The organism is Nocardia sp. NPDC004573 (genome assembly GCF_053602135.1).
In genome coordinates, this window is the sequence record NZ_JBSGDA010000003.1 from 108,484 (window position 1) to 133,301 (window position 24,818).

Genomic DNA, 24,818 nt, shown 5'->3' on the forward strand with positions numbered 1-24,818 from the left:
ATGGCCTGGTACGACGTCTACGAACGCGACGTGGTCGGCAAGCCGGGCCCGGCCGGATCCGATCATCCGACACGCCCGGAATCCGTCGAGCCGAAATCCGATTCAGGGATTTCGCCGAGCCTGGCACTTACTACGCCAGTACAACCCTCGACGCCACCGAAACGTCGCCGCCTCGACATCCACGCGGGAACCGCAGTCGGCGAACTGGTGAGTGGCTCCATCGAGGGCCTGCTGGAGTTCTTCCTGGGGCGCCGATGACCGAGACTCCCTGCGTCGCCTGTGAGCGCCCGGTGGCCGACCACGCGCCGCTGTGCGGCGAATGCGGCCAGCGCACCATAGACGCCCTGCACAAGGTGCCCGGCCTGCTGGACGAATTCGCCGTCACCCGCGCCGGCCTCGCCCGCATGACCGCGCACCAGGTCGGCCGCGGCGCCGACACCGTGCTGCCCGTACGCGTCACCACCGGGCGCGGAGTCGTGCTCGAAGGCGACCGCGCCTACCACCAGCTCGTCAACACGGTCACCACCTGGACACGCGCGCTCGCCGAGGACCTCGGCGTCGAGCCCTACATCGGCGGGCCGTACCTGCTCGAGCTGGCGGCCGCGAAGCGCGACGCGCTCACCGCGCCAGCACAGGCCGCGGTGAAGCGCGGAGCGACGGTAAACGAGCGCGAGATCATCGACACCACCACGCTGCCACCAGCCCCGCCGGACGCCACAGCGCAGGCCGCGGTGTGGCTGGCGCGCCACCGTCACCAGCTGCGCGCGCACGAAGCCGCCGCCGAGCTGCTCGACGACATCACCACCGCCGTCGACCGGCTCACGCGGTTCGTGGACCGGCCCGTCGAACGCCGGTACCTCGGCGCGTGCTCGGCGACCTATGAGGACGGGCAGAAGTGCGGGTTCGGGCTGCGCGCCGAACTCGACGATCAAGGCCGCACCGCGGCGTACGTGTACTGCGGCCGTTGCAAGACGCAGTACGACGTGCACCAGATCGAGGCCCGCGCCACCGCGGCAGCGATCGAGCAGTGCTACAGCCTCGTCGAGTTGCTGCGGCTGCTGCCCGCGCTCGGTCGACCGGTCGCGAAGGCGACGCTCTACCGGTGGGCGAACAAGGAGCGCCGCATCGAGCCGCGCGGCTGGCGGCACGTCGACGAGCACGGGTTCATGCGCATCACCGACCACCAGATCGGCAGCACCGATGACCAGGTGTACCGGCTCGGCGACGTGCTGGACATCGCGAAGCGGGACCCAGCGAAGACGAAGAAGGGAGCGGCAGCAGAGGGCTCCCGCTCTGCGTAGGTGTCGGCTGAGACAAGCGAACTCCTGACTGCCCCACTCGTAACAAACCAACCGGTACCATTCACTCTCTTGGGTTATAGCGCGTTATCGTGTGCACATGAATGACCAGGGTGCGACCGACGACGCTCGGCTTGCGCCTACTGATTCGTCGCGGAAGTTCGGGGCTTTCCGCTTTGCCGGTGGCCGGTATGAGACGCCGGGACTGCCGGTGTTCGCGATGGCCGAACTGCAGCGTTACGCGAAGCTGGTGGGCGCGGTCGCGCACGCCCTCTATCTCGAGCACAACCCGGACCGTAAACGCGTCCCTCAAGGTTTCGCGGAGGCGCTAGACCTGAGGTTGACCAGCGTCGAGATGGGCAGTGTTGTACCTGTGCTGCATTGGTCGGCGCCGGAGATCGCCGACCACACCGTGCTCGACGCGCACGAGGAGGCTCGCGCGCTGATCGACGAAACCTTTGACGAGTTAGGTGCCTCTGGTCAGATCCCGAAGGAATTCCCCACGAAGGCGCTGGGACTCCTCGCGCAGTTCGGGCGCAGTCTCCGTGACGATGAGCGCATTGAATTGGGCTTTCGGCAGACCCGCCGAGTCATCGTGAACGGACGGGTGCGAAACCGACTGGCTGAAGTCGCGAACTTCGACACGATCGACGTGGAACGCGTCTTGATCGGGCGAATCACGGGGATTGAATCCGCGCCCCATTCGTTTCATCTGATGCTGGCTGGGCCGGATCGGAAGCGCATGGAGGGTGGTTTCGTTGACCCTGACACGTTCGCTTCGCTGGACGAGTTCGTCGGCTATGCGCGAGACGCGCCGTTGTGCGCGTTGACCGTTCTTGCAGGGCAGCGCCCCAGCGGGGACCTGATCATCACCGACGTGCTCAACATCGAAACCGCGCTGCCGCCGGACTGGGCCGCGCGTGTCGCGGAGCTGTCAGAGATCCGAGAAGGCTGGCTCGAACCCCAGACGCCGGGCCCAAGCGTCGAGGTGATCGACTTCCTTGAGCTGCTGCTCGCCCAATGTGTCGACCATAGCGTCACCCGGCCACTGATGTTCCCGTCGGGCGAAGGCGGAATTCAGCTCGAATGGCGGAGCGACACGAGCAGCGTTGAGGTCGAGATCTACAACACGCGGACTGTCGACGTCGCATGGTTCCAGCTTGAGGGGGACGCTGGCGAGGAGCGATCTTTTATTTTCTCGGATCTCGACAACATCGTGGAATTCATCGTGGGGAAATTACATGACTGAGGGGCCAGAGCTCGACGAGGTCGAGGTCGAGCTCGATGATGCCAGTGAACTGATCTGGCGGAACGTAAATCCAGCATGGATCCAAGACGGCAAGGTCTCCTCGCAGGCATTCCGGCCGACGCCGAAGGATAAGCAGCAGCTTTCCGGTGCTCGCGAGCAGAAAGTGACGGCCGAAAAGCATTTCCACGAATTCACCCAGGAGCTAGAGCTGCGGTCCGTTGGAGTCTGGGCAGTCTCGGTGGGGGAGGCCAACGCCCAGGATGTCCGCTGTGTCTACGACGCCGAATCGGCCGATGCACCCGACCCGTGTCCTACCGGGCACACGTACCTGGACTTTCGTGCGCACATGGGTGACAAGGCGATACGCCGAGTCGGTCGGCTGTTGAGCGAGGATGCTCAGCGGCGAGGCCGCATGCATCCGAATCAAGACGGCTGAGATGCCGCTGCGAACGATGCGGCATGGCCCACCTGGGCGACGTATTTGAAGTGTGAAGCGCGTCTTCCTTCGTTCTACCGCGACGATCAGGGCGCTGACAGCTGCGACGACCCGCTGACGGGAGACACACAAGCAGTTCATCGCCGCGCGATTCGCCGAACGTGAATCCGCTCATCGGCAGCGGTATTGGAGAGGTAATGAGTTTCGACGAAAAACAGCGCCGTCAGATCGAGAGGATCTTTGAGCTGTGGCTCAAGGAGAACGATCTTGATACAGACCTGGTGGATATTCACGAGCTGCCGCTTCCAGAACTTAGACGGATGGCAGATTCGCTTCAGTTGGATGTGGTCCGCTCGCTTCTCGCAACAGCCAAGAAGTACAATCTGGACGCACTTGCGAGAAATACATTCTTCGATACGGCGCTGCGCGACGTGAACGCACGCCGGAGACTGGTCAGCGAACGCATCGAGCAACTCTCTCAGCAAGAACAGGTGGAAGAGTTCAAGGACGCGGTCGACGCCAAGGTCGAAAATCCGCTGGTACGGCGAGAACTTGTCGACCTCGTCGCCGCGTTCGCTCTACGCGACCAGCAAACGACGGATCTCGAGGCCAGGGCAGCGGCCGACGCCGAGATCGCAGCAAGAGCGGCAGAGCTTCACAGAAGCGAGATGCGCGAACGCAAAGTGCGGCTGTGGAAGTCGATGCTCGATCGAGAGCCAGTCACTGTGCTCATTGGCTCTGTTCTGCTGGTGATCATGATGGTTGCCGTCATCGTGGGGATGTTCAGCCACACGGCGGTACCCGAGATCTTGTCCAGCGCTTTTCTGCTCATCCTCGGTTTCTTCTTCGGCCAGTCAGCTAGTCGGAGAGGAGGCAACGACAGCGACTGACCAGGAGCTATGTACAGCAGTTGATCATGCACGTGTACAGTGAGACTCGAAACCGCTGCTGACGACCCGACCCCGGAAGTCGATCAGGGCGGTTTTTTCATGCCCTGACGGGCCGCGGCGGCCCGCTGGGCCGGGAAGGCGGCGGTCATGGAGGACCTCAGTGATTTAACCCAGTCAGACACCCGCGACGCCGAGATCATCCACGGCGAAGCCCTCGCAACCATGCAGGACCTCGCCACTGGTCGATTCGACGCGCTGATCACCGACCCGCCGTATTGCAGCGGCGGCACTACCAACACCGACCGCACGGCTCGGTCGGCTATGCAGAAGTACGTCTCCTCGGACTCGGTATCCGGTAAGGCGATGCCAGACTTCCCCGACCAACGCGACCAGCGCAGCTTCACCATGTGGTGCACGCTCTGGATGGGTGAAGCCCTACGCCTGGTCCGACCCGGCGGCCAGGCGCTCGTGTTCACCGACTGGCGCCAGCTGCCTGCTGTGAGCGACGCGCTCCAATGCGCGGGCTGGCGCTGGCGCGGGATCGTCGTCTGGCGCAAAACGAACTCGCGGCCGAACCCCGGATTCCGCAACGAGTCCGAGTACCTTCTGTGGGCCTCGCACGGCACTATCGACCGCGACCATCAGCCGCCCTGTCTACCCGGTGTCTATCAGGTCGGCTCACCAAAAGGCCGGGAGCGCCAGCACATCACGGCTAAGCCCATCGAGCTGATGCGCTACCTCGTCCGCACGGTGCCCGCCGGCGGCCTGATCCTCGATCCCTTCGCGGGCTCTGGCACCACCGGAGTTGGTGCCCTGATCGAAGGTCGGCGGTTTCTCGGGATCGAAGGAAGCGCCGCCTACGCCGAGATAGCAACGAAACGACTGGCCGAATACGTCGGCCTCAACAACGCGGTGTAGCGCAGCGGTAGCGCGTCAGCTTCATGTGCTGAAGGTCGCCGGTTCGAATCCGGCCACCGCAACGGACAACTCGTCCACTACCCAGCGCAAGGAGTTCGCCATGCTGTCAACCCTGTCTGCCATCGCCACCGCCGTGAACTGGGCCGAGGTCGCCCGCGGTCTCGGCATCGTCGGCCTGGCGATCCTCGACGCCATCTTCTGACCCCCGATCTAGCAGCGCGTTAAACCGGCCGAAGCCCGGCAAGCAGCCCATGATCCCGCTGATCGTTCCTGTGATCGCGAACCAGCGGAGTAGGCGCGACTGCGCGCTGTGACCGTGGTGCCCGTGCCTAGACCAGCGGGGGCACGGGCGCTACGGGACCGGAACCAAACCATCCACCAGGAGGTCACCGGAAAATGCCCAGCATCCAGCGCACACAGGACTTCGAGACGTTCACGCACGTCTGCGATCTGCCCACCACGGCGCAGGTCGACATCGAGACCCGGACCACCGGCAGCCGCGACTACCTCGCCGGGCAGGCCGGCATCGACGCCAACACCATCGCCACCTACTTCGACGACACTGCCATCGCCGCCGACCGGTTCCTGCTCCGCGACGACGGCAGCTACGTCCGCATCACCGGCGGCGCCATCGACGGCGACGGCGGTGTGCTCTATCTCGACCAGTCGCGCGAGACTCAGGCGACCCCGCCCGAAGGCGGCGAGCCGGTGCTGCTGCGCGTCGTCGAGCCGGATCCTCCGACGACACCGACGTCCTGGTTCTTCGATGAGGTCGCACGGGCCCTCGCGGACCGCGAGGAGGCGTGATGGACCTGTACGCAATCGTGCACGCGCTGCTGTGCTACCCAATCGGCCATCTGACCGTGCTGAAGGCGATCCCGCTGCACATCCTGATGGCGGTGCCGTGGTGAGCCACGCATGACGGTCATCGCAGCCGTCGCGCTCAGCGACCGCGTGATCATGGGATGCGACACCGCAACCGACTACGGCGGCACGTTCGTCTACAGCACGCGCGGCAAGATCGGCGTCCTGTCGGCGAACAACGGCGAGCGCGTGCTCATCGGCGCCGCGGGCAACGCCGCCGCCGGCCGCATGCTCGACCGACACCTCACCATCGAAGCCACACCGGCCGACCCGGCCGACACCGCAGAGGCGGACCGATGGGCAGGCGCACTCGCCGAAGCGATCACCGAAATCCTCGCTGATGCGAAGCCGCCACTCATCGCGGCGCACACCGACAACGCTGACGGACTCGACGCAGACCTTCTCGTCGCATGGCGGCAGCACATGTGGCTGGTCTTCGCTCACACTGCCATCCGGCCGCACAACGGCAAGATCGCCATCGGGTCCGGTCGAGACCTCGCGCTCGGCAGCCTGATCACCGCTGGCCGATCCGGCAGACACCCCGAAGAAGCTGTGCTCAACGCCATCGAGCTCGCTTGCATCTTCGACCGTGGATGCAGCGTCGACGAGCGCGGACCGATCGTGCACAGCACGGTGGACCGCGCCGCGCCCTACAGCATCGCCGACCTTGCGGAGATGCGACGCTACGTCGACGAGATGCGAGCGCCGCAACAGCAGGCACGGTCCGGCCTGTACTGATGGCCTGGTCCCGCGACCCCGACCGATACCGCGGAGTGCCACGGCGCCAGGCCGACCGGATCCGCAGGCGCGACAAAGGCATCTGTCAAAACTGCGGTAGACCAGGCCACGATGTCGATCACGACAAGAACGTCGCGGCCGGCGGAACCGACGAAGACGAGAACCTGCAGGTGCTCTGCACCGAGTGCCACAAGGCGAAGATCCAGGTCGAGGCCGCGGCCGGCCGAGCCCGAGCCAGTCGGTACCGCGAGCCCGAACCCCATCCCGGACGGCTGCTCAGGCGCGCCGCCGGGGGTGGGGGGTGACCCTCGCCGGGCCCGCCGGACGGCGGAAGGCATAGCACTTCGGACCATGCGTGCGGTCCACCCCTGTTTTTCCGCAGGTCAGAGCGCCCTGCCCGTCGGCCTGCGTCGGCAGATGCTGACCTACCCCCAAGGCAGCCAGGAGAATCGGCCCTCCGCGACCATGCCGAATACGATGCCGGTAGCGGTTATCAAGATCCCGCTGAGGGCAATGCTCAGATCCGTAAACGCATCGATCCTGCTGTTCGCGCGCAGGTCGGCTATCGCTTGGACCGCAGCCTTCTCCGCGCGCGTCGTCTGGGAACGCCCGGTGGCCTCGACTTGATCAATCCTCTGGCGCAAGGCGTGTATGTCGTTGCTGATTGCCTCGAACTGGCCCGCGAGTTGCTGGATCTGGATCAGGACCGGTCTGCCTGGGTCGACAGCTGATTGCACCGATGCCGTGGCGTTGTGGGCGGCCGCTGAAGCCTCAGCCGCTAAGACGACGACCGTCGCGCTGCGGCGCAGGCAAGGAAACATCACCGCCAAGAAGTGCTTGGTCCGGTTGATGATGTACTCAGTCGATCTCGTGATGCGTTGTCGAAGAAGCCTATTCGAGTTCCGATTCCACGCGAACCAGAGGCCGTAGAACGTGACCAGCGTGCCGCCCAGCTCAAGCCAATCTCCGATGGTGTCCACGTCGTGACAGTAGCGCCGCCAAACCGCGGCGGTCATCATTTGCATCTGCCAGCCGCCCTGGTGACGGTTCGAGAGCCCTGGAGGTTCATATGGCATCGAAACCCGCTGCGCCGAAGGGACTCCGCCCCGGCGGCCGCAAGCTGTGGAGCGATATCGTCGGCCAGTGGGATCTGCGTCCCGACGAGTTGCGTGTACTGCGTGAGGCTGCGCGCGAGGTCGACCTGATCGACAAGCTCGAGGCGGTGCTCAACAAGGGCTCGCTGATGATCCCCGGGTCGATGGGGCAGATGGTCGTTCATCCGATGGTGACCGAGTTGCGCCAGCACCGCGCCACCCTGGCCGCGCTGCTGCGTCAGCTGAAGCTGCCCGACGCCGACGGCGGCGAGGCGGAGAAAGAGTCTCGCTCGACAGCGGCTCGCGCTGCGGCGAACGCCCGCTGGGCAACTCGTGGCCAGAGCGCGTAGCGCTGGCCCTGCCCTCATCTCGACGCCCGAGTCCGAGTTCGCGGAGATCATCCGCTGGTACGAGGAACAGCTCGAGGACGCTGTACCGCCGGTCGACCTCGAATACGAGCCGGTCAAGATCGGCCCGGTCTGGCAGTGGGACAACGGATGGGTACTGCCCGAGCGCACGCTCGGCTGGCGGGTGCTGGCGTGGTGTGGGCGGTGGCTGCGGGACAAACACGGCCGACCGTGGCAGTTCACGCCGGAGCAGACGCGCTACATCCTGTGGTACTTCGCAGTCGACCAGGACGGCGATTGGCTGTACCACTCCGCGGTGCTGCAGCGGCTGAAGGGCTGGGGCAAGGATCCCATCGCGGCGTGCCTGGCGATGGCGGCGTGCTTCGCCGAGGTGACGTTCGACCACTGGGACGGGGACCGGCCGGTCGGGCGCGAAGAGCCGAACGCGTGGGTGCAGATCATCGCGGTCAGCCAGGAGCAGACCAAGAACACGATGAAGCTGTTCCCGTCCCTGGTGCCCGCGGAGACGCGAGCTCACTTCGGAATCCAGATCGGCAAGCTGAACGTCTACGGACTCGGCGACACCCGCCAGATCGAGGCGGTCACATCATCGCCGCTCGCGATCGAGGGCGGCCGCCCGACGCAGGTGTTCCGATGTGAGACCCAGAACTGGAACTCGTCCAACGGCGGCCACGACATGGCAGGCGCGCTGGAGGGCAACGCCGCGAAGTCGGAGGCCGGCGCCGCCCGGATGATGGACATCTGCAACGCCTATCGGCCGGGTGAGGACTCGGTGGGCGAGCGGATGCGCGAAGCGTACGACGCAACGCAGGGCGAGGACCCGACCGCGATGGACTTCGGCCTGCTGTACGACTCGCTGGAAGCGCCGCCCGAGGCGCCACTGACGGCCGAGGATGCGCCCGCGGTTGTGCATTCGATCGCCGGTGACTCGTACTGGCTGGACACCCGGCCGAAGGGCCGCATCGTCAAGAGCATCTTGAATCCGGCGAACCCGCCGAGCGAGTCGCGGCGCAAGTGGTTCAACCAGGTGGTCGCCACGGCCGATGCCTGGACGACGCCGCAGCTGTGGGACCGCTTGGCGGATCCGAGCATCGTGCCGCCCGAGGGCACCGAGGTGTTCCTGTTCCTCGACGGCTCGAAGAGCGACGACTCAACCGCGCTGATCGGCTGCCGCCTCGACACCGGGGACGTTTGGACGGTCGGCATCTGGGAGCGTCCAGCGAACTGGGACAGCAAACGCGCCTGGCTGGTGGACCGCGCCGACGTCGATGGCCGCGTGCGATGGGCGTGTGCCCGCTGGGATGTGTACGGCTTCTGGTGCGACCCATCCGACGCTCGTGACGACGACACCGGGGAGCTGTTCTGGGAGCCACTGTGCGACGAGTGGGCCACCATCCAGGACTGGCGGCTGCCCGCGGTGAAGTCGGGGGATCGGCAGCATCCGATCATCTGGGACATGCGGTCGCCGCGGCACGCCGCGCTGCACACCGAGCACGCTGAGCGCACGGTAACCGACATCAAGGACGGCGCATTCCGTCACGACGGCAACAAGCGGCAGCGCGCCCACGTACACAACGCGCGGCGGCGGCCGGGCAAGTACGGCGTCGGCCTCGGCAAGGCTGCGCGCGGCTCGGCGAGAAAGGTCGACGGCGCGGTCGCGATGGTCGGCGCCCGGCTGATGCGAAAGATATGGCTGATCGCGAATCCAGAACCGTCCGGCGAGGCGGTGTTCGTGTGAGAGGCGGTGATCGGTGAACCGACAACAGGCCGTCGACGCCGTCCGATATCTACTATCCGGTCCGCGCGCGTACGAGCTCCAGCGGCTAGAGAAGCTGGAGGCGGCGCTGCGCCCATGGACGCCGGAGCAGGCGGTGCGAGCGCTGGAGATTCGCGGCGCAACCTCGGCGCAGATGGCTGGCCCACTGCCGGGACTCGCCCGCAAGAGTCAGACCAACTTCCTGCCGCTGATTCTCGATGTCTTCGGCCAGGCGTTGAAGGTCGACAACTACCTGACCAATGTCACCGTGAATCCGTTGGGCGGGCTACGTACCGGGATGCGGGCAGGCCCGTGGAAGTGGTGGCAGCGCAACGCATTCGATGCGAAGCAGACCGGCGTGAATCGCGGTGCCCTGCACTATGGCGCGTCGTATGTGACGGTGCTGCCGTCGCTGCGACCGAGCGACGGCGACGGCCCCCCAGGCGAGACACCGGTGATGCTGCGTGGCGTCTCGCCGCGGCAGATGACCGCGCTCTACGGCGAACCGCTGGAGTGGGATCCGCGCAGGGGCGGCCCGGTAGACGACGCGTGGCCGATCTACGCGATGGAGATGAAGGGCCCGCACATCCGTCTGTACGACGAGAAAGCGGTGCACTTCATCGGTGCGAAGAACGTGCCACCACAGTCCGGCCTCGGCTGGACCGACCCGACGTACACAAACGCGAACAACTTCGAATACATCGAGGCCCGCTCCCATGACGTCGGCGTATGTCCTGTCGTCCGGTTCCAGGACCGCATCCTGCTCGACGGCGAAGAGCAGTACGGCATCGTCGAACCGCTGCTGACTATCCAAGAGCGCATCAACGAGACCACATTCGAGATGCTGGTCGCTCAGTACTGGAGCGCATTCCGGCAGCGCTACATCATGGGCTGGATCCCGAAGAACGAAGCGGATGCCCTGCGCCACGCTGCGAGCGACACCTGGTACTTCAAGGACGCCACGGTGAAGGCCGGCCAGTTCGACGCGACCGATCTCGAGAACTACATCAAGTCCAAGGAGTCCGCGCTCCGCGACGCCGCCGCGATCGGCCAGGTGCCCGCGCAGCAACTCGGCCTTTCCGGCATCAGCAACATCAGCGAGGCGAGCCTGGCGGCACTCGAAGCGGGCAAGGACCGCAAGGTCTCCGAGATCGAGGCGAGCCTCGGTGAGAGCTACGAGCAGATGCTGCGCACCGCTGCACACATCGCGGGTGACACCGAGGCGGCGAGCGATTTTGCCAGCGAGGTGATTTGGCGTGACCAGACCGCGCGCAGCCTCGCTCAGACCGTCGACGCCCTCGGCAAGATGGCGACGATGCTCAACGTGCCGGACGAAATCCTCTGGGAGGACATTCCGGGCTGGACGCGCGAAAAGGTGAATCGTGCCCTCGACGCGCGCGCCGCACAGGACGATCGCCTGATCGAGGCGTAAATGCTGTCCGCCGCGCTGCGGCTGCTGCACCGGGTCCTCGGCGCAGCGCTGGGCCGCCTCATCCTGCGCCGCATGCGCGCCGAAGGCGTACCGGTCACACCGGAGCAGCGTCAGCAGATGGCACGGCGCTTGCACCGCGAGGTGGTGTCGGCCCGGCGACGTAGCCACGCACAGGCCGCACGTTCGATCAGGGAGTTCGACCCGAACATTCGTATCCCCGAACCGGAGCCGTACCCGGTCGCCGCAGTGGTCGCGGCGATCGAGCGCGCGGTTGAGCCTCCGCCACCACCAAGGCCTGCGCGCGAACCGCGCACCGAGCAGCCAGCCTCTCGTGTACGTGTCACCGCGGTCGACGAACAGCCACGGCAGCGGGCCCGGGTGAGTGCGCAGGAGGTGGCCGAACGCCCCCGTAGTCGTGTGGTTGCCCCGAGCGAACTCGACCCGCGATCTCGGCGGCAGTCACGTAGCCGGGTGATCGCACCGACGTTGGAGAACCGCACCGACCCTCGGGTGATTGTGCAGGTTTCCGAGCGACTGTCGGCGACCCTGACCCGGCACGCTGCGGAGGCCGGCCGCAACGCGGTGGTGAACGCGGCGCTCGGTGCGGGCGACGAGGTCGGCTGGGCCCGCGTGCTCAGCGGTGCCGAGAACTGCCCGTTCTGCGCCATGCTGGCCAGCCGTGGGCCGGTCTACCGCTCGGACAAGTCCGCGCTGACGGTTGTCGGTCGCGGCGGTCGGCCGCGCGGCAGTCGCGCGCTGGGCGAGCGGTATCACGACAACTGCGACTGCGAGGCCGTGCTGGTGCGCCGCGGAGTTGACTGGGAAGGCCGCGAGGAATTCGAGCGGCTGGAACGGCTCTGGATCGCCGCGAGCACGGCGGCCGGCCAGGCCGACGAGGAACCGCGGCGCGTCTTCAACAGGGCGTTCCGCCGCATCGAGCGCGAACCGGAGCTGGGCGAGGAGATCGAGAAGCTCTGGGCTGACTCCACCGAAGGCTTGTCCGGCAGCGCGGCGCTCACCGCGTTCACCGCCGCGATCAAGGAAAACCCACCGGCCGCCCTGGCGACGGCCCGACGCCCCAGGAGGGCTGCTGAATGACCGCTCCCACGCCCGCCCCCATCCCGCCTGCACCAGCAGACCCGCCACCGGTAGTGCCGCCTGCCGATCCGGTTGCGCCTCCCGGGGATCCGACACCGCCCGAGCCTGCTGCGCCGAGGACGCCGGAGGAGTACGAGGCAATGATCAAGGATTTGCGTAAGGAGAACGCGAGCTGGCGCACGAAGTACCGCGAGGCCGAGCCGATCGTCCAGGCGCACACTGAGGCGCAAGAGGCGGCGAAGACCGAGGTGCAACGTGCGACCGAGCGGGCCGCCGCCGCCGAGGCCGCCGCCGCGCAGCGTGAGGCCGAGCTGAATGTGCTCCGCGCTGCCTCGAAGCACGGCATTCCCGAAGAGGATCACGACTTGCTGGGGTCCGGAACCCCGGAAGAGCTGGACGCCCGCGCCGCGCGCCTCGCCGCCCGGTATCCGTCCAGCGCCACACCGACCCCACCGCCGCCGAGTGATCGGCCGGTAGAAGGTCTGAGGCCCGGCGCCTCACCCACCCCGCCACCTCCGGCGGACACCGCATATCCCGAGTCGTGGCGACCCGCCCCGCCCCGGGGACGTACCTAGGAAAGGACTGTTCTCATGGCAAATGAGTGCACGCCCCTGTTCCGGCCGGGCCGAGACATTACTGGTCTCACCACCGGCGCGGTCACAGGCAAGACATTCGTCGACGTGTCGGCGACCCGAGACGCGACGACCGGTCTGATCAAGGTGGCGACCGCCGCGGCAGGCGCGAAGGCGTTCGGCGTTGCCGCCTACGACGCGGCTTCCGGCGCTCGCGTGCCGATCATCTGCGGCGGCATCGTCCCCGTCACCGCCGGCGGAACCATCGCCTTCGGCGCGGAGATCGAGGTCGGCTCGTCCGGCCGAGCGATCACCCTCGCCTCCGGCAAGGCAGTCGGCAAGGCAGTCGAGGCCGGGACCAACGGCAACGACATCCTCGTCCGGATCTACGAGTAAGGAAGGGGTGAACCATGGTTGGCGCACCTGTCGCAACGCAGTACCCTCTCGGTCTACCGACCCTCAACGGGAATCAGATCACCGTCGATCTGATGCTGAAGGAACCGACACGCATCACGCAGTACCTGTCGGACCTGACGTTGCAGAAGTTCTACGCGGATCGGATTTTCTCCGCCGCGGGCGGCGTCAGCGGCGGCGCGCTGCTGTACTCGCAGCTGATGGCGAACGACCTCTACCTTGAGCGCGACATCCAAAATGTCGAGCCGGGCGCGGAGTTCCCGATCGTCACCTCGGCGCGGCCCGAGCCCAAGCTCGCCGTCGTCGAGAAGTTCGGTGGCAAGTTCCCGGTCACCGACGAAGCGCGTGATCGCAACGATCCGACCATGCTCCAACAGGAGTCGATGAAGCTCGCCCACACCATGAACCGGGGCATTCACAAGCGGGCGCTCGCCACGCTCGACGCCTCGATCACGGCGATCGGTTCGGCAGTGCAGGTGGTTGGCAACTCGTGGGCCGATGCCGCAGCCCTCACGCTGACCACCACGAACAACGCTGCCCTCCCGGCCGCCGACTTCGCGAAGGCCGAACTGAAGTCCGAGACCTTCGAACTCGGGGCGGATTTCAATCTGTGGATCGTGAACCCGCAGGAGATGCTCAACTTCCAGACCATCTACGGCGACCGCTGGCGCGATGTCCTCAACAACTGGGGCGTGGACATGATCTCGACCAACCGCGTCACCGCCGGTGAAGCGTTCGTGGTGGCCGAGAAGCAGGTTGGGCAGATGCGACTGGAGAAGCCGCTGACCACCGAGACATGGCGCGAGCAGGCCATCGAGTCGACCTGGGTGCAGTCTTCGGTCCGCCCGCTGTTCGCGGTCACGAACCCGTACTCGGTCCTGAAATTCACAGGTCTCGCGGCATGAGTGCCGAACGGACCGTCGTCGTCGGGCTGATGTCCTACGTCGACGAGCGTGGCATGCATCGCACCGCGTACGAGGGCGCGAAGGTCAAGGTACATCCGGACAACGTGGAGCGATTCGACCGGCTCAACGTGCTCATGTCGAAGCCCGAAGTCGTCCCGGTGGCGGCTCCGGTCGAGGAGGCCGAGCCCGAGCCGGGCCTCGTCGGTGAGCCGTCGGATTCGTGGACCGTCGCGCAGTTGCAGGCGTACGCGAAGGCCAATGAGATCGACCTCGGCGACGCGACGAAGAAGGCCGACATCCTCGTGGCGATCGAGCGCGCCGCCCGCAAGGACGGCTGACCGATGGCCTACGCCACGTATGCCGATCTGATCGCGCGACCACCGGCCTTGCCCCAGGCAAGCGAGGCCAACGTGACCGTGCTGATGGGCGACGCGGCGTGGTGGCTCGGCGTTTGGTTCAAGGACTTCGGCGATCTGGAGGCCCTGGCGGCCGACAACGAACAACTCGCCGAGGGCCTGAAAATCCTGTCGTGCAGCATGGTTCGTCGTGCGCTGACCAGCGGTGCGCTTGAGGGTGCCCAATCCGCCTATCAGGTGATGGGTCCGTTCTCGACACAGATTGCCTTCCGGAACCCGGACGGGAATCTGTACATCACCACCGCCGAGCGTGATGGCATTCTCGCCGCGCTGGGTGTGAATGTGTCCGGCGCTGTGTCGATGTCGGGGCCGGGGCTGTAGTGCAGCCGTTCAACGTCCCGTTCGGCGAGACGTGGACGATCCTGCGCGGCGTGGGTGATCGCACGGGCGACCGGAACCGTACCGCGGTCGGCACTCTCGAACGCTGCGTGTTCTGGCAGAACGTGCCGGTCGAACCCGGCGGTACCTACCCGGCCACAGCGCGGGACTCGGCGGCGCTGACCGGCACCCTGGCGGTGCCGCGCGACTCCGCCGAGGTGCGCCAGTCCGATCAGGTGCGGCGCGAGGCGACCGGTGTGGTCTATCAGGTGCTCGGCCCGGCGAACTGGGATCACGTGCACCCGATGACCGGATGGGACACCGGGTACAAAACGTTCACAGTGAAGGCGGTGACGTGATGCGCCACAACATCCCGTACCGGGACAGCTCCGGTGCCGGTAGTAATCCGGCGATCGCCGGTCTGCTGGTCGGTCCGCAGATGCGTGCGCTGATGTTCGAACGTGCCGAGATGGCGCAGGCCATCTACCGAGAGATCGTCGCGAAACGCACGGGCCGCCTGGCGCGGTCCGCGCGCATCGAGACCTTCCGCGGTGGCCGGATGCACGACCGATGGAAGTCCAGGCTGATTATCGGTGGCAGCGAGGCACCGCACGCTCTCGGCCACGAATTCGGCCATGACGTGCACGACGACGAGGGCAACGTCACTGGCGTTGTCGCTGGCGTGCGCGACCTCAATCGCGTGCTGAACATGTTGGGCCAGTTGCTGTGACCGTCCAGTTCCCGGCCTGGTGGGAGGGTGGGTATCCCGATCGCGAGCTCGTGATGCTGGACCTGTTGCAGAAGTACCTGGATCTGCTCACCCCGCAAGGGCTGGCCGTGACGTGGCTGCCCGACAACCTCGAGGAGCTGCTCGGCGCCGGGTGCGCCGTGGCCAGCGTCTATCGAGGAGGCCTCGGCGCCGACGGCGTGTTCGACGCCGCGGCTGTGCAGGTCGGGGTACTGACCGCGACCCGCGCGGACTCGTGGGCGGTCATGGAGTACCTGCGCCAGATGATCCTGTCCTACAAGCGCGGCGGGCCCGTGCGACGCGAGGACGGATCGATCACCCATATCTCGTACGTCGAGGAGATGGTCGGGCCTCAGCAGATGCTCGACTTCAACCCTGACAGCCGGTTGGTCCCGGCGACCTTCCGGGTCGAATGCCGCCTGCCGCGCGACATCCCGGACTACGTGGCGATCCGCGAGTCCCTTCCTCTCTGACCCACCCCGACGCACCGCGCGCTCGTCCGAGCGCCGCGGCTGACCGTCATGCCCGAAAGGAGGTGCCGACATGGCACCCACCACCTTCAGCGCCCTCAAGGCCAAGGATGACCGCCTGGTCACCGCGGCTCTCGACTGGGCCGTCCTCCAGTACCCGTGGGAGCCGGGCGCACCCTACGCACCCACCGACATCTGCGACAGCTCCGGCGTCCTGCAAGCGCTGCCCGCCGGTTGGCTGCCGACCGGCGAGATCAAGGAAGAGGCCGGCGTCTCGCTGGCGCCCGACCTGCAAACCTCCCCGGTCCGCGGCTACGGATCGGCTGCACACCGGCGGGTGATCCCGACTTCGGAGGCCTTCACGATCGACTACAGCGGTCAGGAGTGGCGGCGCAGCAACCTCACCCAGTGGCACAACCTCGCCCCCGACGCGCCGGCCACCGTCGCTCCGGGCAAGGGCTGGCGGATGTCGAAGCCGTCCGCGCTGAACGTCTTCTACTACTCGACCTTGCTGATCGGCCGCGACTCCGGGCCCGGCGGTGATCTCTACCCGTGGTTCTTCTTCCCGAAGACCTCTGCCAGCAAGCGCGGCGCCCTGGCCGGAATGATCGGCAAGGAGATGCCGCTGCCGATGACGCTGACCATCTTCGAGGATGCCGAGTTCCTCGGCGAGGACGGAGATCCGGCGCTGTACGACTTCGGCGTCGCGGGCGCGGGCGCCGACGATCTGGTCACTGCGGCGGGCTTCCTCGCCGCGCCGACGTCGATCACCGTCACCCCGGCAACCGCGACCCTCGCGGTAGGCGAGCCGTTGCAGCTGATCGTGACCGACAACAACGGATTCGATCGGACGCACGACGCGACGTACAGCACGTCGAATGCGGCCCGAGCGACCGTTTCGACGACAGGCCGTGTCACCGCGGTGGCAGTTGGCTCGGCGGCAACCATCACCGCCACCCTCAACGGCCAGACCGACACCTGCGCGGTCACTGTCGCCTGACCCGAGCGCCGTCCCCGCTGCCGTTTCCTGGTGCGGCGCGGGGGCGGCTTCCACCAGGACTCACCAGGGAACCAGGAGGAATCATGGCCGGCAGTGCTCCACGCAAGACCGCTGCCCGTAAGGTGGCGGCGAAGAAGGCCCCGCCGAGAACGGTGCCGGAGAAGATCGCCGCGTTCGACGAACTCCGCGCCATCGCCGGAGACGCCAAGCTCAGTGCCACGGTGACGGAACCCTACGAGCTCGGCGAGGAATGGGGATTCGATCCGCCGGTGATCGCGCGGTTCCCGGTCGATCTCGAAGGCAAAATCGTCCTCGACATGGCCAGCCGCCGTGACGACTCGATCGGAATCCTCAGTGTGCTGCTCGGCGACCGGCAGCTCCTGCGTGTGGTGCAGGCCTTCAAGACCCAGCCCGACGGCGACCGTCTGCTGATCGGTCTGCAGATGCTGCTGAGCAATCACTTCCTCGGCCGGGGCGCGGCAGAGGTGGGGGGTACTCCGGCCTCGTAGACGTCGTCGGCGTCTACGGGGCCGCTTTGCGCTGGGATCTGCAAGCGATCCTGCGCCTCGATCTCGATGACTGGCTACGCGGACAAAGGGACTGGCGGACCCTGTTCGAGTTCTTCGAGCGCTTCCGCAGCCGCATGGGCACGGACTGCTGGTCGCAGCGAATCCAGGATCCCGATGTCGTCGCCGAGCTGGCGAAGAAGAAGACGGGCTCGGAAGAACCGACTCCACCGGCTATCGAGGGATTCGGCTGGCACGAAGCCACGCTGACGAAGATCCTCGACCGCCTCACGCAGATCGCCTACGGCACGGTGCGCGCGGATACGGCCACCGCGCCGATGGAGCCGTGGCCGGACTATCCGCATCTCGCGGCGCGTGAGCAGCAGCGCCGCGAACCGATGAACGGCATGATGTCGCAGCTGTTTCCCGGGAGGGGGTGAGTCAGTGTCGAACTTCTCCGCGGGCACCGCTGATGTCGAGATCGGCCCCAATTTCAGCAACTTCGTCCGGAAGCTGCGAGAGGACCTGGAACGGGTCGAGGCCGAGCTCGGCGTCGAGATCAAGCCGGACTTCACGAATTTCGCGCAGCAGGTAGAGGACTACCTGAAGCTGGTCCAGGCCTCGCTCGATGTCGAGATCAACCCAGACCTGACCGATTTTGCCAATGAGCTCGCGCTGCACCTTGCGCTGATCCATGCGGCGGTTGACGTGGAGGTCGGCGTCGACCAGACGTCTCTCGACAACCTGGAAGCCCTGATCCGTGCGCGGCTGGCGTTGATGGATCTGAGCGTCGACATCCGAGTCGGCGCGGATACCCGAGTCGCCGCGGACGATATTGCGGCGCTGCGGCGGCTGGCCGGCCAGGACATGACGATCCAGGTCGACGCCGACACGGCGGCCGCGGCCGCGCGGATCGCTGCGCTGAACGGGCACACGGTCACGGTCAACGTCGCGACCAGCGGCAGCGGACGATCCGGATCCGGCGGCCTGCTGTCCGGGTTCGGCACCGCGGGGATTCTGAATGCTGGTGCGCTCGGCATCGGGGCGCTGCCCGCCGGCGGGGCCGCCATCGCTTCGATCGGCGCCGACATCCAAGCGCTCGCGCAAGCCGGGGCGCTGTTGCCCGGCATTTTCGCCAGCGCCGCGGCCGGTGTCGGCACGCTCGTCGTCGGCCTGAAGGGCATGAAGGACGCGTTCGCGGACGGCAAGAAGGGGATGGAGGCGTACGACAAGCTCGACCAGCAGGGCCGCGCCCTGGTCGACACCGTCAAGCGCAACGGCAAAGAGTGGGAGCAGATCCAGAAGCGGATCCAGGGCATTACTCTCGACCACCTGTCGCAGCCGCTGGACCGGATGATGAAGGCGCAGATGCCAGCGCTCGAGCGCGGCATGGGCGCTGTCGCAGGCCAGTTCAACATCGGGATCCGCAAGACCGTCGACGAGCTCGGCGACGAGAAGTCGAGCAGGTTCCTGGACAAGGTGTTCGGCAACACGGCCGAGGCGGCGGGGATCCTGAATGGTTCGATCACCCCGGTCATCAACAGCGTGCGGACTCTCGGCGGCACTGGGTCGACGTTCCTACCGCCGCTGGCGCAGGGACTCACGAACGCTGCCACGCGCCTTGACGCATTCCTGACCCGCTCGGAGAAGTCCGGCGACCTGACGCGCTGGATGCGCGAAGGAATCGACGCCGGCCGAGACCTGCTGTCGATCATCGGCAACCTCGGCTCGTCGGTGGCATCGTTCCTGCGCGCCGGAAAGGGCGAGGGCGAGGGTTTCCTAACCACGGTGGACCGGCTGACCGAACGCATGGCGGTCTGGCTGAAATCCTTGGAGGGCCAAGCGGATCTGCGGGTCTTCTTCCGTGAGGGCCGCGAACAGCTCGACGGCTGGCTACCCGTGCTGCAATCGGTCGGCGGCATCCTGAAGTCGGTGTACGAGGCGTCTCAGGCCTGGTCTGCGATCTTGATGCCGTTCCTGCGCGCCGGTTCGGAACTACTCGACCGGCACGACGGGATTCTGAAGACCGTCCTGATCAGCTACCTGGCGTTCAAGACGCTCAGCCCGATCTTCTCCGCGCTGCAAACCGGTTGGGCCTCGGCCTCCGCGGCTGTCGAGCGGTACACCGTGGCGCAGGCCGCGGCCTCGGGCGCCGGCGCGAGCGCGTTTCGATCCGGACTCTCGGGCCTGGGCGCGATGCTCGGCACGGGCGGGATCTTCGGGTTGGCGCTGGCGGGCGCGGCAGTCGGTCTCGGCCTGCTCGCAACCAAGCACCAGGAGGCGGCCCAGGCTGCCGAAGACCAGAAACGCAAACTGGAAGCGCTGCGCGAAACACTCGACGAGCAGACCGGCGCGGTCACCCGCGAAACCCTCACCTCGACCACGAAGGACCTGGAGACCCGCGGCTTCCTCGAGCGGGCCAAGACCCTCGGCGTCGACCCGCAGCAGTACGTGCGGGCAGGCCTCGGCCTGGATCAATCAGGGCGGGACAAGATCAACGCCCAACTGACGCGCATCATCCTGGAGCAGGCCGACACGAGCAATGGCGAGTGGCAGCTCGCCACGCGGGCGGGCCTCACCAACACCGATGTCGCTCAGGCCTTGCAGGGCATTCCCGAGGCGGTCAAGAAGTATGAGGCGGCGGGGCTTACCTTCGACCTGGCCGAGCTGAAGGCGATGCTCAACGACGTCGGAGAGTCCGCGGCGACGCTCGGCGGCGAAATGAACGGCCTCGGCACCAACACGGGCAAGGCGCGCGAGGCGCAGCTGCGGATCAACGAGACCCTCAACGGCACGTGGGCGCTGACCGAGCAGGGCAAGCAGTCGTTCCAAGAGCTGGGGCTCGCGGTGACGCAGGTGCCGAACTCGAGGACCATCGTCGTCTCGTCCACCACCGACGAGCAAAAGCGCAAGCTCGAAGAGCTCGGCTACACCGTCACTCACATGGAGGACGGCACAGTCAAGGTCACGCTCGACGATGCCCGCGCCAAGGAGCAGATCCGGGAGATCGTCAAGCCGGAGACCAAGAACATCCTGCTACATGTCGACGACCCGAACGGGATCAACTCCTACACGACCTACTCGGGTGCGGCGCCGGGGCAGGGTCGCGCACCGGTGCAGAGCCCTGAGTCCCTTCCCCGTGATCAGCAGGGTCGTCGGCTACCCGGGCGCGCAGACGGCGGACCGATCACCGGAGGAATCCCCGGCGTCGACTCTGTGCCGATTCTGGCGATGCCCGGCGAGCACATGCTCGACGTCGGCGACGTCGACCGGCTCGGCGGACAGGCGGGCGTGTACCGATTCCGCGCGGCGCTCAAGGCCGGACTCGTGCGGCCGATGCGCACCGGCGGCGCGATCAAACCGTGGGACGCGGGCGACGAGATCGACCTGCAGCAGGCGTACAACGCGATCACCAAGGCCGAGGAAGACCTGCGGGTCCTGAACTTCAAGAAGAACGTCAGCCCTTCCGACCGCCGCGCCGCGGAACTGAAGGTCGACGAAGCGAAGTACAAGGCGCAGCAGCTCGAGGACAAGAAGGCCGGCCTCGGCGGGCCCGGCGCGACGCTGCTGCCGCAGGCGCCGCTGCCCGGCCGCCGCTCGAACCGGGACCTGGACCTCGAGGACGCCGACGCCGCAGTCGACCAGGCGAACACGAAACGCAATCAGGTCTACGCCGACCCCGCCTCGACCGATGAGCAGAAGAGCGCCGCGGACCGCGACTACCAGCGTGCCCAGAACCGGCGCGCTGAGACGTACAAGTCCGATGGCAGCGGGGGCACGACCGACCTCAGCTTGCAAGGCATCTTCAGCAAGGCGGGCGGCATCCTCGCCGAGGGGATTCTGGCCGGGCTCGGGCTGGAGAACAGCGTGCTGTCGTCGTCGAACCCGTACAACAAGGCGCTGTCGACCGTGGTGGATTTCTACACCAAGCAGGGCGGCGAGGGTGCGGCGGCAGACGGCTACGCCTACCAGCCGAAGAACCTGCCGGTCGACCGCGACGAGAGGTCCGCAGCAACCGCGAGCGGTACGGGTTCGAGCACACCGGTCGACTACAGCCCGGGCGGCGGAGTCGAGCAGTGGCGTGGCACCTTCGCGCAGGTCCTGCACGCCCTGGCGATGCCCGCGGACTGGCTCACTCTCGGCCTGGCGCAGATGAAGACCGAGTCCGGCGGCAACCCGAAGGCCATCAACCTCTGGGACTCCAACGCAGAGAAAGGCACCCCGTCGAAGGGCTTGATGCAGGTGATCGATCCGACCTTCGCCACACACCGGTCGGCGCTGTACCCGAATGACATCTGGGATCCGGGCGCGAACATCGCCGCGTCGCTGCGGTACACGGTCGCCCGCTATGGATCACCGCAGGGCGTATGGGGGCAGGGCCACGGCTACGACCAGGGCGGCATCGCCGAGGGCATCGGCTTCATGTTGAAGCAAACCATCAAGCCCGAGCGGGTGCTGTCGCCACGAGAGACCGAGGTGTTCGAATCCTCGCTGCCGTTGCTGGAGTCGATCCAGGCGAGCCTGCCCGCACAGCTGCCACCACTGCCCGCAGGCATGGGGCCGCGCGGCGGGGACTCGACCACGGTGCGGCGGGACAACTCGATCAATTTCCATGCGCCGATGCAGCTCGCCGATCCGCATGAGTTCATCCGTGAGTTGGAGCGGCATCAGGCGATTCAGGCGCAGGGCGACTTTGCGGGGCTGCCAGGATGAGCCGATTCCTGAAGTTCTTCCTCATCGACAAGTTCGGGCACCGCTGGAATCTGACCGACGAGACCGAGGGCGTGCTCTTGCGTCCCGGCCCGTCGAAGCTGATCGACGCACCGGCCCGGACGTTCTGGCTGGAATCCAGCACGGGCTCCCACTACCAGGGGATGAAGTTCGATCGCAGAGATCCCGTGTTCTCGGTTCAGATTCACAACCCGGATCCGCTGGTGTGGGCCGACATCGACTCTCGTTTCCGGATGGGGCTCGGCATGGTTGGCGAGGACACCTTCACGATGGAGGCGCACTCGCCCTACGGCATCCGCCGCATCCAGATGCGGCTGCTCATGGAGCCGACCGCGTATGCCAGCGAGGAGTACGAGAAATACGATCCGTGGCTGACGCGCGATTCGACGCTGGCGATCTCGGCCGCCTGCGAGCGCCCGTTCTGGGAGGCCGACCCGATCCCGTTGGAATGGGAGCCGTCCGCGCCGAACGACACCGGCACGTTGATGTGGGAGAACCGCGGCGACGTTCCTGTGTGGTGGCGTGGGTTCGCGAACGCGCCTGGCCGCTACAGGGTGCCGGATCGCAGCTGGGGTCAGAAGATCTACGCGAAGTCGGTCTATCCGTTCCATCGTGCTGACGACGACGCCGTGCGGATGGAGTGGCTGCCGGAGATCTTCGCGGGCGAAGACCTCAGCATCGAGACCGACCCGGACCTGCCGACACTGATCGCCGCGAACGGCGCGCCCGTGCAGAACCGCTGGGGTTCGCGCGGCCTTCTGTATCCCATCGCGCCCGGGACGCTGCCGACTCCGGTGACCGTGCAGGCCGAGGGTGTGAGCCCTGGCGGCGGGATCAAGTTCTGGCTGCCGCGCTGGTTTTCTCGGCCGTGGGGCGTGACGTTGTGACGACCACGCTGGCCGACATCCCAGCGTTGATGGCGCAGACCGACGAGATACGCGAGAACCTCGCACGCCTGCGCCGGATGCCGCCGCTCGTCAGGCTGTGGACGAACCAGCAGGACGGCTCGCCGGGGCTGACGCTGCGCGGCCGGGTTCCCGAGACGGTCGCCGGGAAGTTCCCGTGGAAGAACAACAAGTCGCAGGGCGGTCAGCTGCGGCTGCGGCTGGATCACCATCTCGCGCGATGGTTGACCAGTATCCCGGATGATCCGGATGCGAAGAAGAACGTCGTCCTCACGGTGTGCGCGATGGGCGGCGCGAAGCGCTGGTCGGGTCTGCTCAAGAACTGGAATGTAATCACGAAGAACCGAATTCACTATCTCGAAGTGAATTTCGTGGACGATCTTCAGTTCCTGCAATTCATGCTCGGTCCGCCGAACCCGGCATTGCCCATTCCGGTCTTCCAATTTCCGCGTGTGCTACCAATTTTCGGCCCTGCGAAATGGGCAGTTTCCATGCTGATCCTGATGAACCTCATCAGGCTCAACGGACATCCATGGACTTTGCCCGACGATCCATTCAATGTCGAGAGTTGGGACGACCTATTCGACTGGTCCGATTGGCAAGTATTCGTCAAGGCCAAGCCATTCGATCTGGACGACAGTTCGCTGTGGACAATCCTCGCGACGCGAATGAATCGCATAGACCAGGTGGTCGCCGACGCGCTCGACGACGCACAGTTGACGATCACGTATCGGCGGATCCTCACCGTTGACGGCGAGACCTCACCGATCGACGGCGTGCCCGACATCGCTAACGGCGCGCTCGTCTTCGAGGTGGTCGACAACTCCGGCTACTACGGCGCGGCCGGCACCGGCACCGGCGGCGGGATCGCGGCGGGCCTGGAGCGATCTGTCGCGCAATTCCTGTCCGGGTTCGTCGAGGACTACCGCGTCCTGGTGACCGACGACGAGACAATCTGGCCAGACGAGTACTACCAGGAGCACTACCACGGCACCGTGCCATCGGCGCCGCACGTGACGATCCGCGACAGCCGATATAGCCAGATCGAAACCAGCCAGCTCACATGGGCACCAGCCACCGCCGTCAGCGTCATCGTCGGCGGAGACAACCCGTTGGCCGACAACTTGGCGCGGCTCACGATCGAATCCATCGCGGCGCTCATCGGCTATTTCCTACTGGCTGGATTCTCCGGTCTCGGATCGATTGTCGCGGACGTCGTCATGCCATTTTTGGTGGGCACTATTTTCGCGTGGCTGCAATGGACGAACAACACTCGGGCTCATAACCTCGGCTGGGTCCACTTGTACGAGGTGTTCCAGCAGGGCGCGGAAAACAACTCGTGGAGTCTCAGCGCCGTCGCGGCGCTGCGCGCCGGGTTCGAGTCGACGAAAGCGCAGACCGCGCACCAATTCACGATGCGCGACGGCGGAGAGTACCTGCCTGGCCTGGATTACGACACCGGCCACCGCATCGCCTCGACCGCTAGCCATGTCACCGACAAGCTGTTCGTCGACCAGGTCGAAGCCATGGAGATCGACTGGGATTTCGAGGCGCAGAAGTTCTTCGGCTGGGGCACAACCGTCGGGAAGGCGGATGCCGCGCTGAGCATGGCCGAGCGCAGCGCGCGCCTGATGACAAAGGCGCTGACCACTATCCAAAACATTGGCGTGCACCTGATTTCGTAAGGAAGTC

The 24,818-nt window shown here is 66.3% G+C and carries 28 protein-coding genes and 1 tRNA gene; 28 read left to right on the forward strand and 1 reads right to left on the reverse strand.

Annotated elements, in window-relative coordinates; genetic code table 11:
• From ACWEKR_RS06010 to ACWEKR_RS06055, 10 genes are all read left to right on the forward strand, one after another.
• Complete coding sequence (locus ACWEKR_RS06010; protein ID WP_452353542.1) at positions 1–258, forward strand: hypothetical protein; 258 nt, start codon at positions 1–3, stop codon at positions 256–258.
• Entirely contained in the window at positions 255–1,301 is a 1,047-nt protein-coding gene (locus ACWEKR_RS06015) for a hypothetical protein (RefSeq protein ID WP_452353543.1), read from the forward strand. Before ACWEKR_RS06010 ends, ACWEKR_RS06015 begins: the two co-directional genes overlap by 4 nt.
• A gap of 97 nt (positions 1,302–1,398) precedes the next feature.
• Positions 1,399–2,547, forward strand: a complete 1,149-nt coding sequence (locus tag ACWEKR_RS06020) for a hypothetical protein (protein ID WP_452353544.1) — start codon at positions 1,399–1,401, stop codon at positions 2,545–2,547.
• Positions 2,540–2,983, forward strand: a complete 444-nt coding sequence (locus ACWEKR_RS06025) for a hypothetical protein (RefSeq protein ID WP_452353545.1) — start codon at positions 2,540–2,542, stop codon at positions 2,981–2,983. The genes ACWEKR_RS06020 and ACWEKR_RS06025 overlap by 8 nt, the downstream gene beginning before the upstream one ends.
• A 197-nt stretch (positions 2,984–3,180) precedes the next feature.
• Positions 3,181–3,873 carry a hypothetical protein gene (locus ACWEKR_RS06030; protein WP_452353546.1) on the forward strand — a complete coding sequence of 231 codons (693 nt, stop codon included), beginning with the start codon at positions 3,181–3,183 and terminating at the stop codon, positions 3,871–3,873.
• A gap of 147 nt (positions 3,874–4,020) precedes the next feature.
• On the forward strand, positions 4,021–4,791 hold the full coding sequence (locus tag ACWEKR_RS06035) for a DNA-methyltransferase (protein WP_452353547.1): 771 nt from the start codon (positions 4,021–4,023) through the stop codon (positions 4,789–4,791).
• Positions 4,782–4,853, forward strand: a tRNA-Met gene (locus ACWEKR_RS06040). The genes ACWEKR_RS06035 and ACWEKR_RS06040 overlap by 10 nt, the downstream gene beginning before the upstream one ends.
• Positions 4,854–5,187: 334 nt before the next feature.
• Positions 5,188–5,598 carry a hypothetical protein gene (locus ACWEKR_RS06045; RefSeq protein WP_452353548.1) on the forward strand — a complete coding sequence of 137 codons (411 nt, stop codon included), beginning with the start codon at positions 5,188–5,190 and terminating at the stop codon, positions 5,596–5,598.
• A gap of 111 nt (positions 5,599–5,709) precedes the next feature.
• Positions 5,710–6,393, forward strand: coding sequence for a hypothetical protein (locus tag ACWEKR_RS06050; protein WP_452353549.1), 684 nt, complete (start codon positions 5,710–5,712; stop codon positions 6,391–6,393).
• Positions 6,393–6,698: an HNH endonuclease gene (locus ACWEKR_RS06055; protein ID WP_452353550.1), complete on the forward strand. Its 306-nt coding sequence runs from the start codon at positions 6,393–6,395 to the stop codon at positions 6,696–6,698. Before ACWEKR_RS06050 ends, ACWEKR_RS06055 begins: the two co-directional genes overlap by 1 nt.
• A 120-nt stretch (positions 6,699–6,818) precedes the next feature.
• Here ACWEKR_RS06055 and ACWEKR_RS06060 read toward each other — a convergent pair whose 3' ends face one another.
• Positions 6,819–7,373 (reverse strand): hypothetical protein, encoded by a 555-nt coding sequence (locus ACWEKR_RS06060; protein ID WP_452353551.1) that lies wholly within the window; start codon positions 7,371–7,373, stop codon positions 6,819–6,821.
• A gap of 89 nt (positions 7,374–7,462) precedes the next feature.
• Here ACWEKR_RS06060 and ACWEKR_RS06065 point away from each other — a divergent pair, with 89 nt between their 5' ends.
• The 18 genes from ACWEKR_RS06065 (at position 7,463) to ACWEKR_RS06150 (ending at position 24,811) form a co-directional block, all read left to right on the forward strand.
• The gene (locus ACWEKR_RS06065) at positions 7,463–7,837 is read left to right on the forward strand and encodes a hypothetical protein (protein WP_452353552.1); all 375 of its coding nucleotides are present in this window, start codon (positions 7,463–7,465) and stop codon (positions 7,835–7,837) included.
• The gene (locus tag ACWEKR_RS06070) at positions 7,821–9,593 is read left to right on the forward strand and encodes a hypothetical protein (protein ID WP_452353553.1); all 1,773 of its coding nucleotides are present in this window, start codon (positions 7,821–7,823) and stop codon (positions 9,591–9,593) included. The genes ACWEKR_RS06065 and ACWEKR_RS06070 overlap by 17 nt, the downstream gene beginning before the upstream one ends.
• A 133-nt stretch (positions 9,594–9,726) precedes the next feature.
• Positions 9,727–11,043: a phage portal protein gene (locus tag ACWEKR_RS06075; RefSeq protein WP_452353554.1), complete on the forward strand. Its 1,317-nt coding sequence runs from the start codon at positions 9,727–9,729 to the stop codon at positions 11,041–11,043.
• Positions 11,044–12,141: a VG15 protein gene (locus ACWEKR_RS06080; protein WP_452353555.1), complete on the forward strand. Its 1,098-nt coding sequence runs from the start codon at positions 11,044–11,046 to the stop codon at positions 12,139–12,141.
• Positions 12,142–12,281: 140 nt separating this feature from the next.
• A complete protein-coding gene (locus tag ACWEKR_RS06085; protein ID WP_452353556.1) occupies positions 12,282–12,716 on the forward strand; it encodes a hypothetical protein in 435 nt (144 codons plus the stop codon).
• Positions 12,717–12,731: 15 nt separating this feature from the next.
• Positions 12,732–13,109 carry a capsid cement protein gene (locus ACWEKR_RS06090; RefSeq protein ID WP_452353557.1) on the forward strand — a complete coding sequence of 126 codons (378 nt, stop codon included), beginning with the start codon at positions 12,732–12,734 and terminating at the stop codon, positions 13,107–13,109.
• Between the two features lie 14 nt (positions 13,110–13,123).
• Positions 13,124–14,032, forward strand: a complete 909-nt coding sequence (locus tag ACWEKR_RS06095; RefSeq protein WP_452353558.1) for a major capsid protein — start codon at positions 13,124–13,126, stop codon at positions 14,030–14,032.
• On the forward strand, positions 14,029–14,370 hold the full coding sequence (locus ACWEKR_RS06100; RefSeq protein WP_452353559.1) for a hypothetical protein: 342 nt from the start codon (positions 14,029–14,031) through the stop codon (positions 14,368–14,370). The genes ACWEKR_RS06095 and ACWEKR_RS06100 overlap by 4 nt, the downstream gene beginning before the upstream one ends.
• Positions 14,371–14,373: 3 nt before the next feature.
• Entirely contained in the window at positions 14,374–14,769 is a 396-nt protein-coding gene (locus tag ACWEKR_RS06105) for a hypothetical protein (protein ID WP_452353560.1), read from the forward strand.
• A gap of 50 nt (positions 14,770–14,819) precedes the next feature.
• Complete coding sequence (locus ACWEKR_RS06110; protein WP_452353561.1) at positions 14,820–15,125, forward strand: hypothetical protein; 306 nt, start codon at positions 14,820–14,822, stop codon at positions 15,123–15,125.
• Positions 15,080–15,496, forward strand: a complete 417-nt coding sequence (locus ACWEKR_RS06115) for a hypothetical protein (RefSeq protein ID WP_452353562.1) — start codon at positions 15,080–15,082, stop codon at positions 15,494–15,496. Before ACWEKR_RS06110 ends, ACWEKR_RS06115 begins: the two co-directional genes overlap by 46 nt.
• Positions 15,493–15,987 carry a phage tail termination protein gene (locus tag ACWEKR_RS06120; RefSeq protein WP_452353563.1) on the forward strand — a complete coding sequence of 165 codons (495 nt, stop codon included), beginning with the start codon at positions 15,493–15,495 and terminating at the stop codon, positions 15,985–15,987. Before ACWEKR_RS06115 ends, ACWEKR_RS06120 begins: the two co-directional genes overlap by 4 nt.
• 70 nt (positions 15,988–16,057) lie before the next feature.
• Positions 16,058–16,984 carry an Ig-like domain-containing protein gene (locus ACWEKR_RS06125; protein ID WP_452353564.1) on the forward strand — a complete coding sequence of 309 codons (927 nt, stop codon included), beginning with the start codon at positions 16,058–16,060 and terminating at the stop codon, positions 16,982–16,984.
• A gap of 83 nt (positions 16,985–17,067) precedes the next feature.
• Positions 17,068–17,493, forward strand: a complete 426-nt coding sequence (locus ACWEKR_RS06130) for a hypothetical protein (RefSeq protein WP_452353565.1) — start codon at positions 17,068–17,070, stop codon at positions 17,491–17,493.
• Positions 17,494–17,519: 26 nt separating this feature from the next.
• Positions 17,520–17,930 (forward strand): hypothetical protein, encoded by a 411-nt coding sequence (locus ACWEKR_RS06135; protein ID WP_452353566.1) that lies wholly within the window; start codon positions 17,520–17,522, stop codon positions 17,928–17,930.
• A 4-nt stretch (positions 17,931–17,934) separates the two neighbouring features.
• Positions 17,935–22,203, forward strand: coding sequence for a transglycosylase SLT domain-containing protein (locus tag ACWEKR_RS06140; RefSeq protein WP_452353567.1), 4,269 nt, complete (start codon positions 17,935–17,937; stop codon positions 22,201–22,203).
• Positions 22,200–23,108 carry a hypothetical protein gene (locus ACWEKR_RS06145; protein ID WP_452353568.1) on the forward strand — a complete coding sequence of 303 codons (909 nt, stop codon included), beginning with the start codon at positions 22,200–22,202 and terminating at the stop codon, positions 23,106–23,108. The genes ACWEKR_RS06140 and ACWEKR_RS06145 overlap by 4 nt, the downstream gene beginning before the upstream one ends.
• Positions 23,105–24,811: a Gp37-like protein gene (locus ACWEKR_RS06150; protein WP_452353569.1), complete on the forward strand. Its 1,707-nt coding sequence runs from the start codon at positions 23,105–23,107 to the stop codon at positions 24,809–24,811. Before ACWEKR_RS06145 ends, ACWEKR_RS06150 begins: the two co-directional genes overlap by 4 nt.
• Positions 24,812–24,818: the final 7 nt, after the last annotated feature.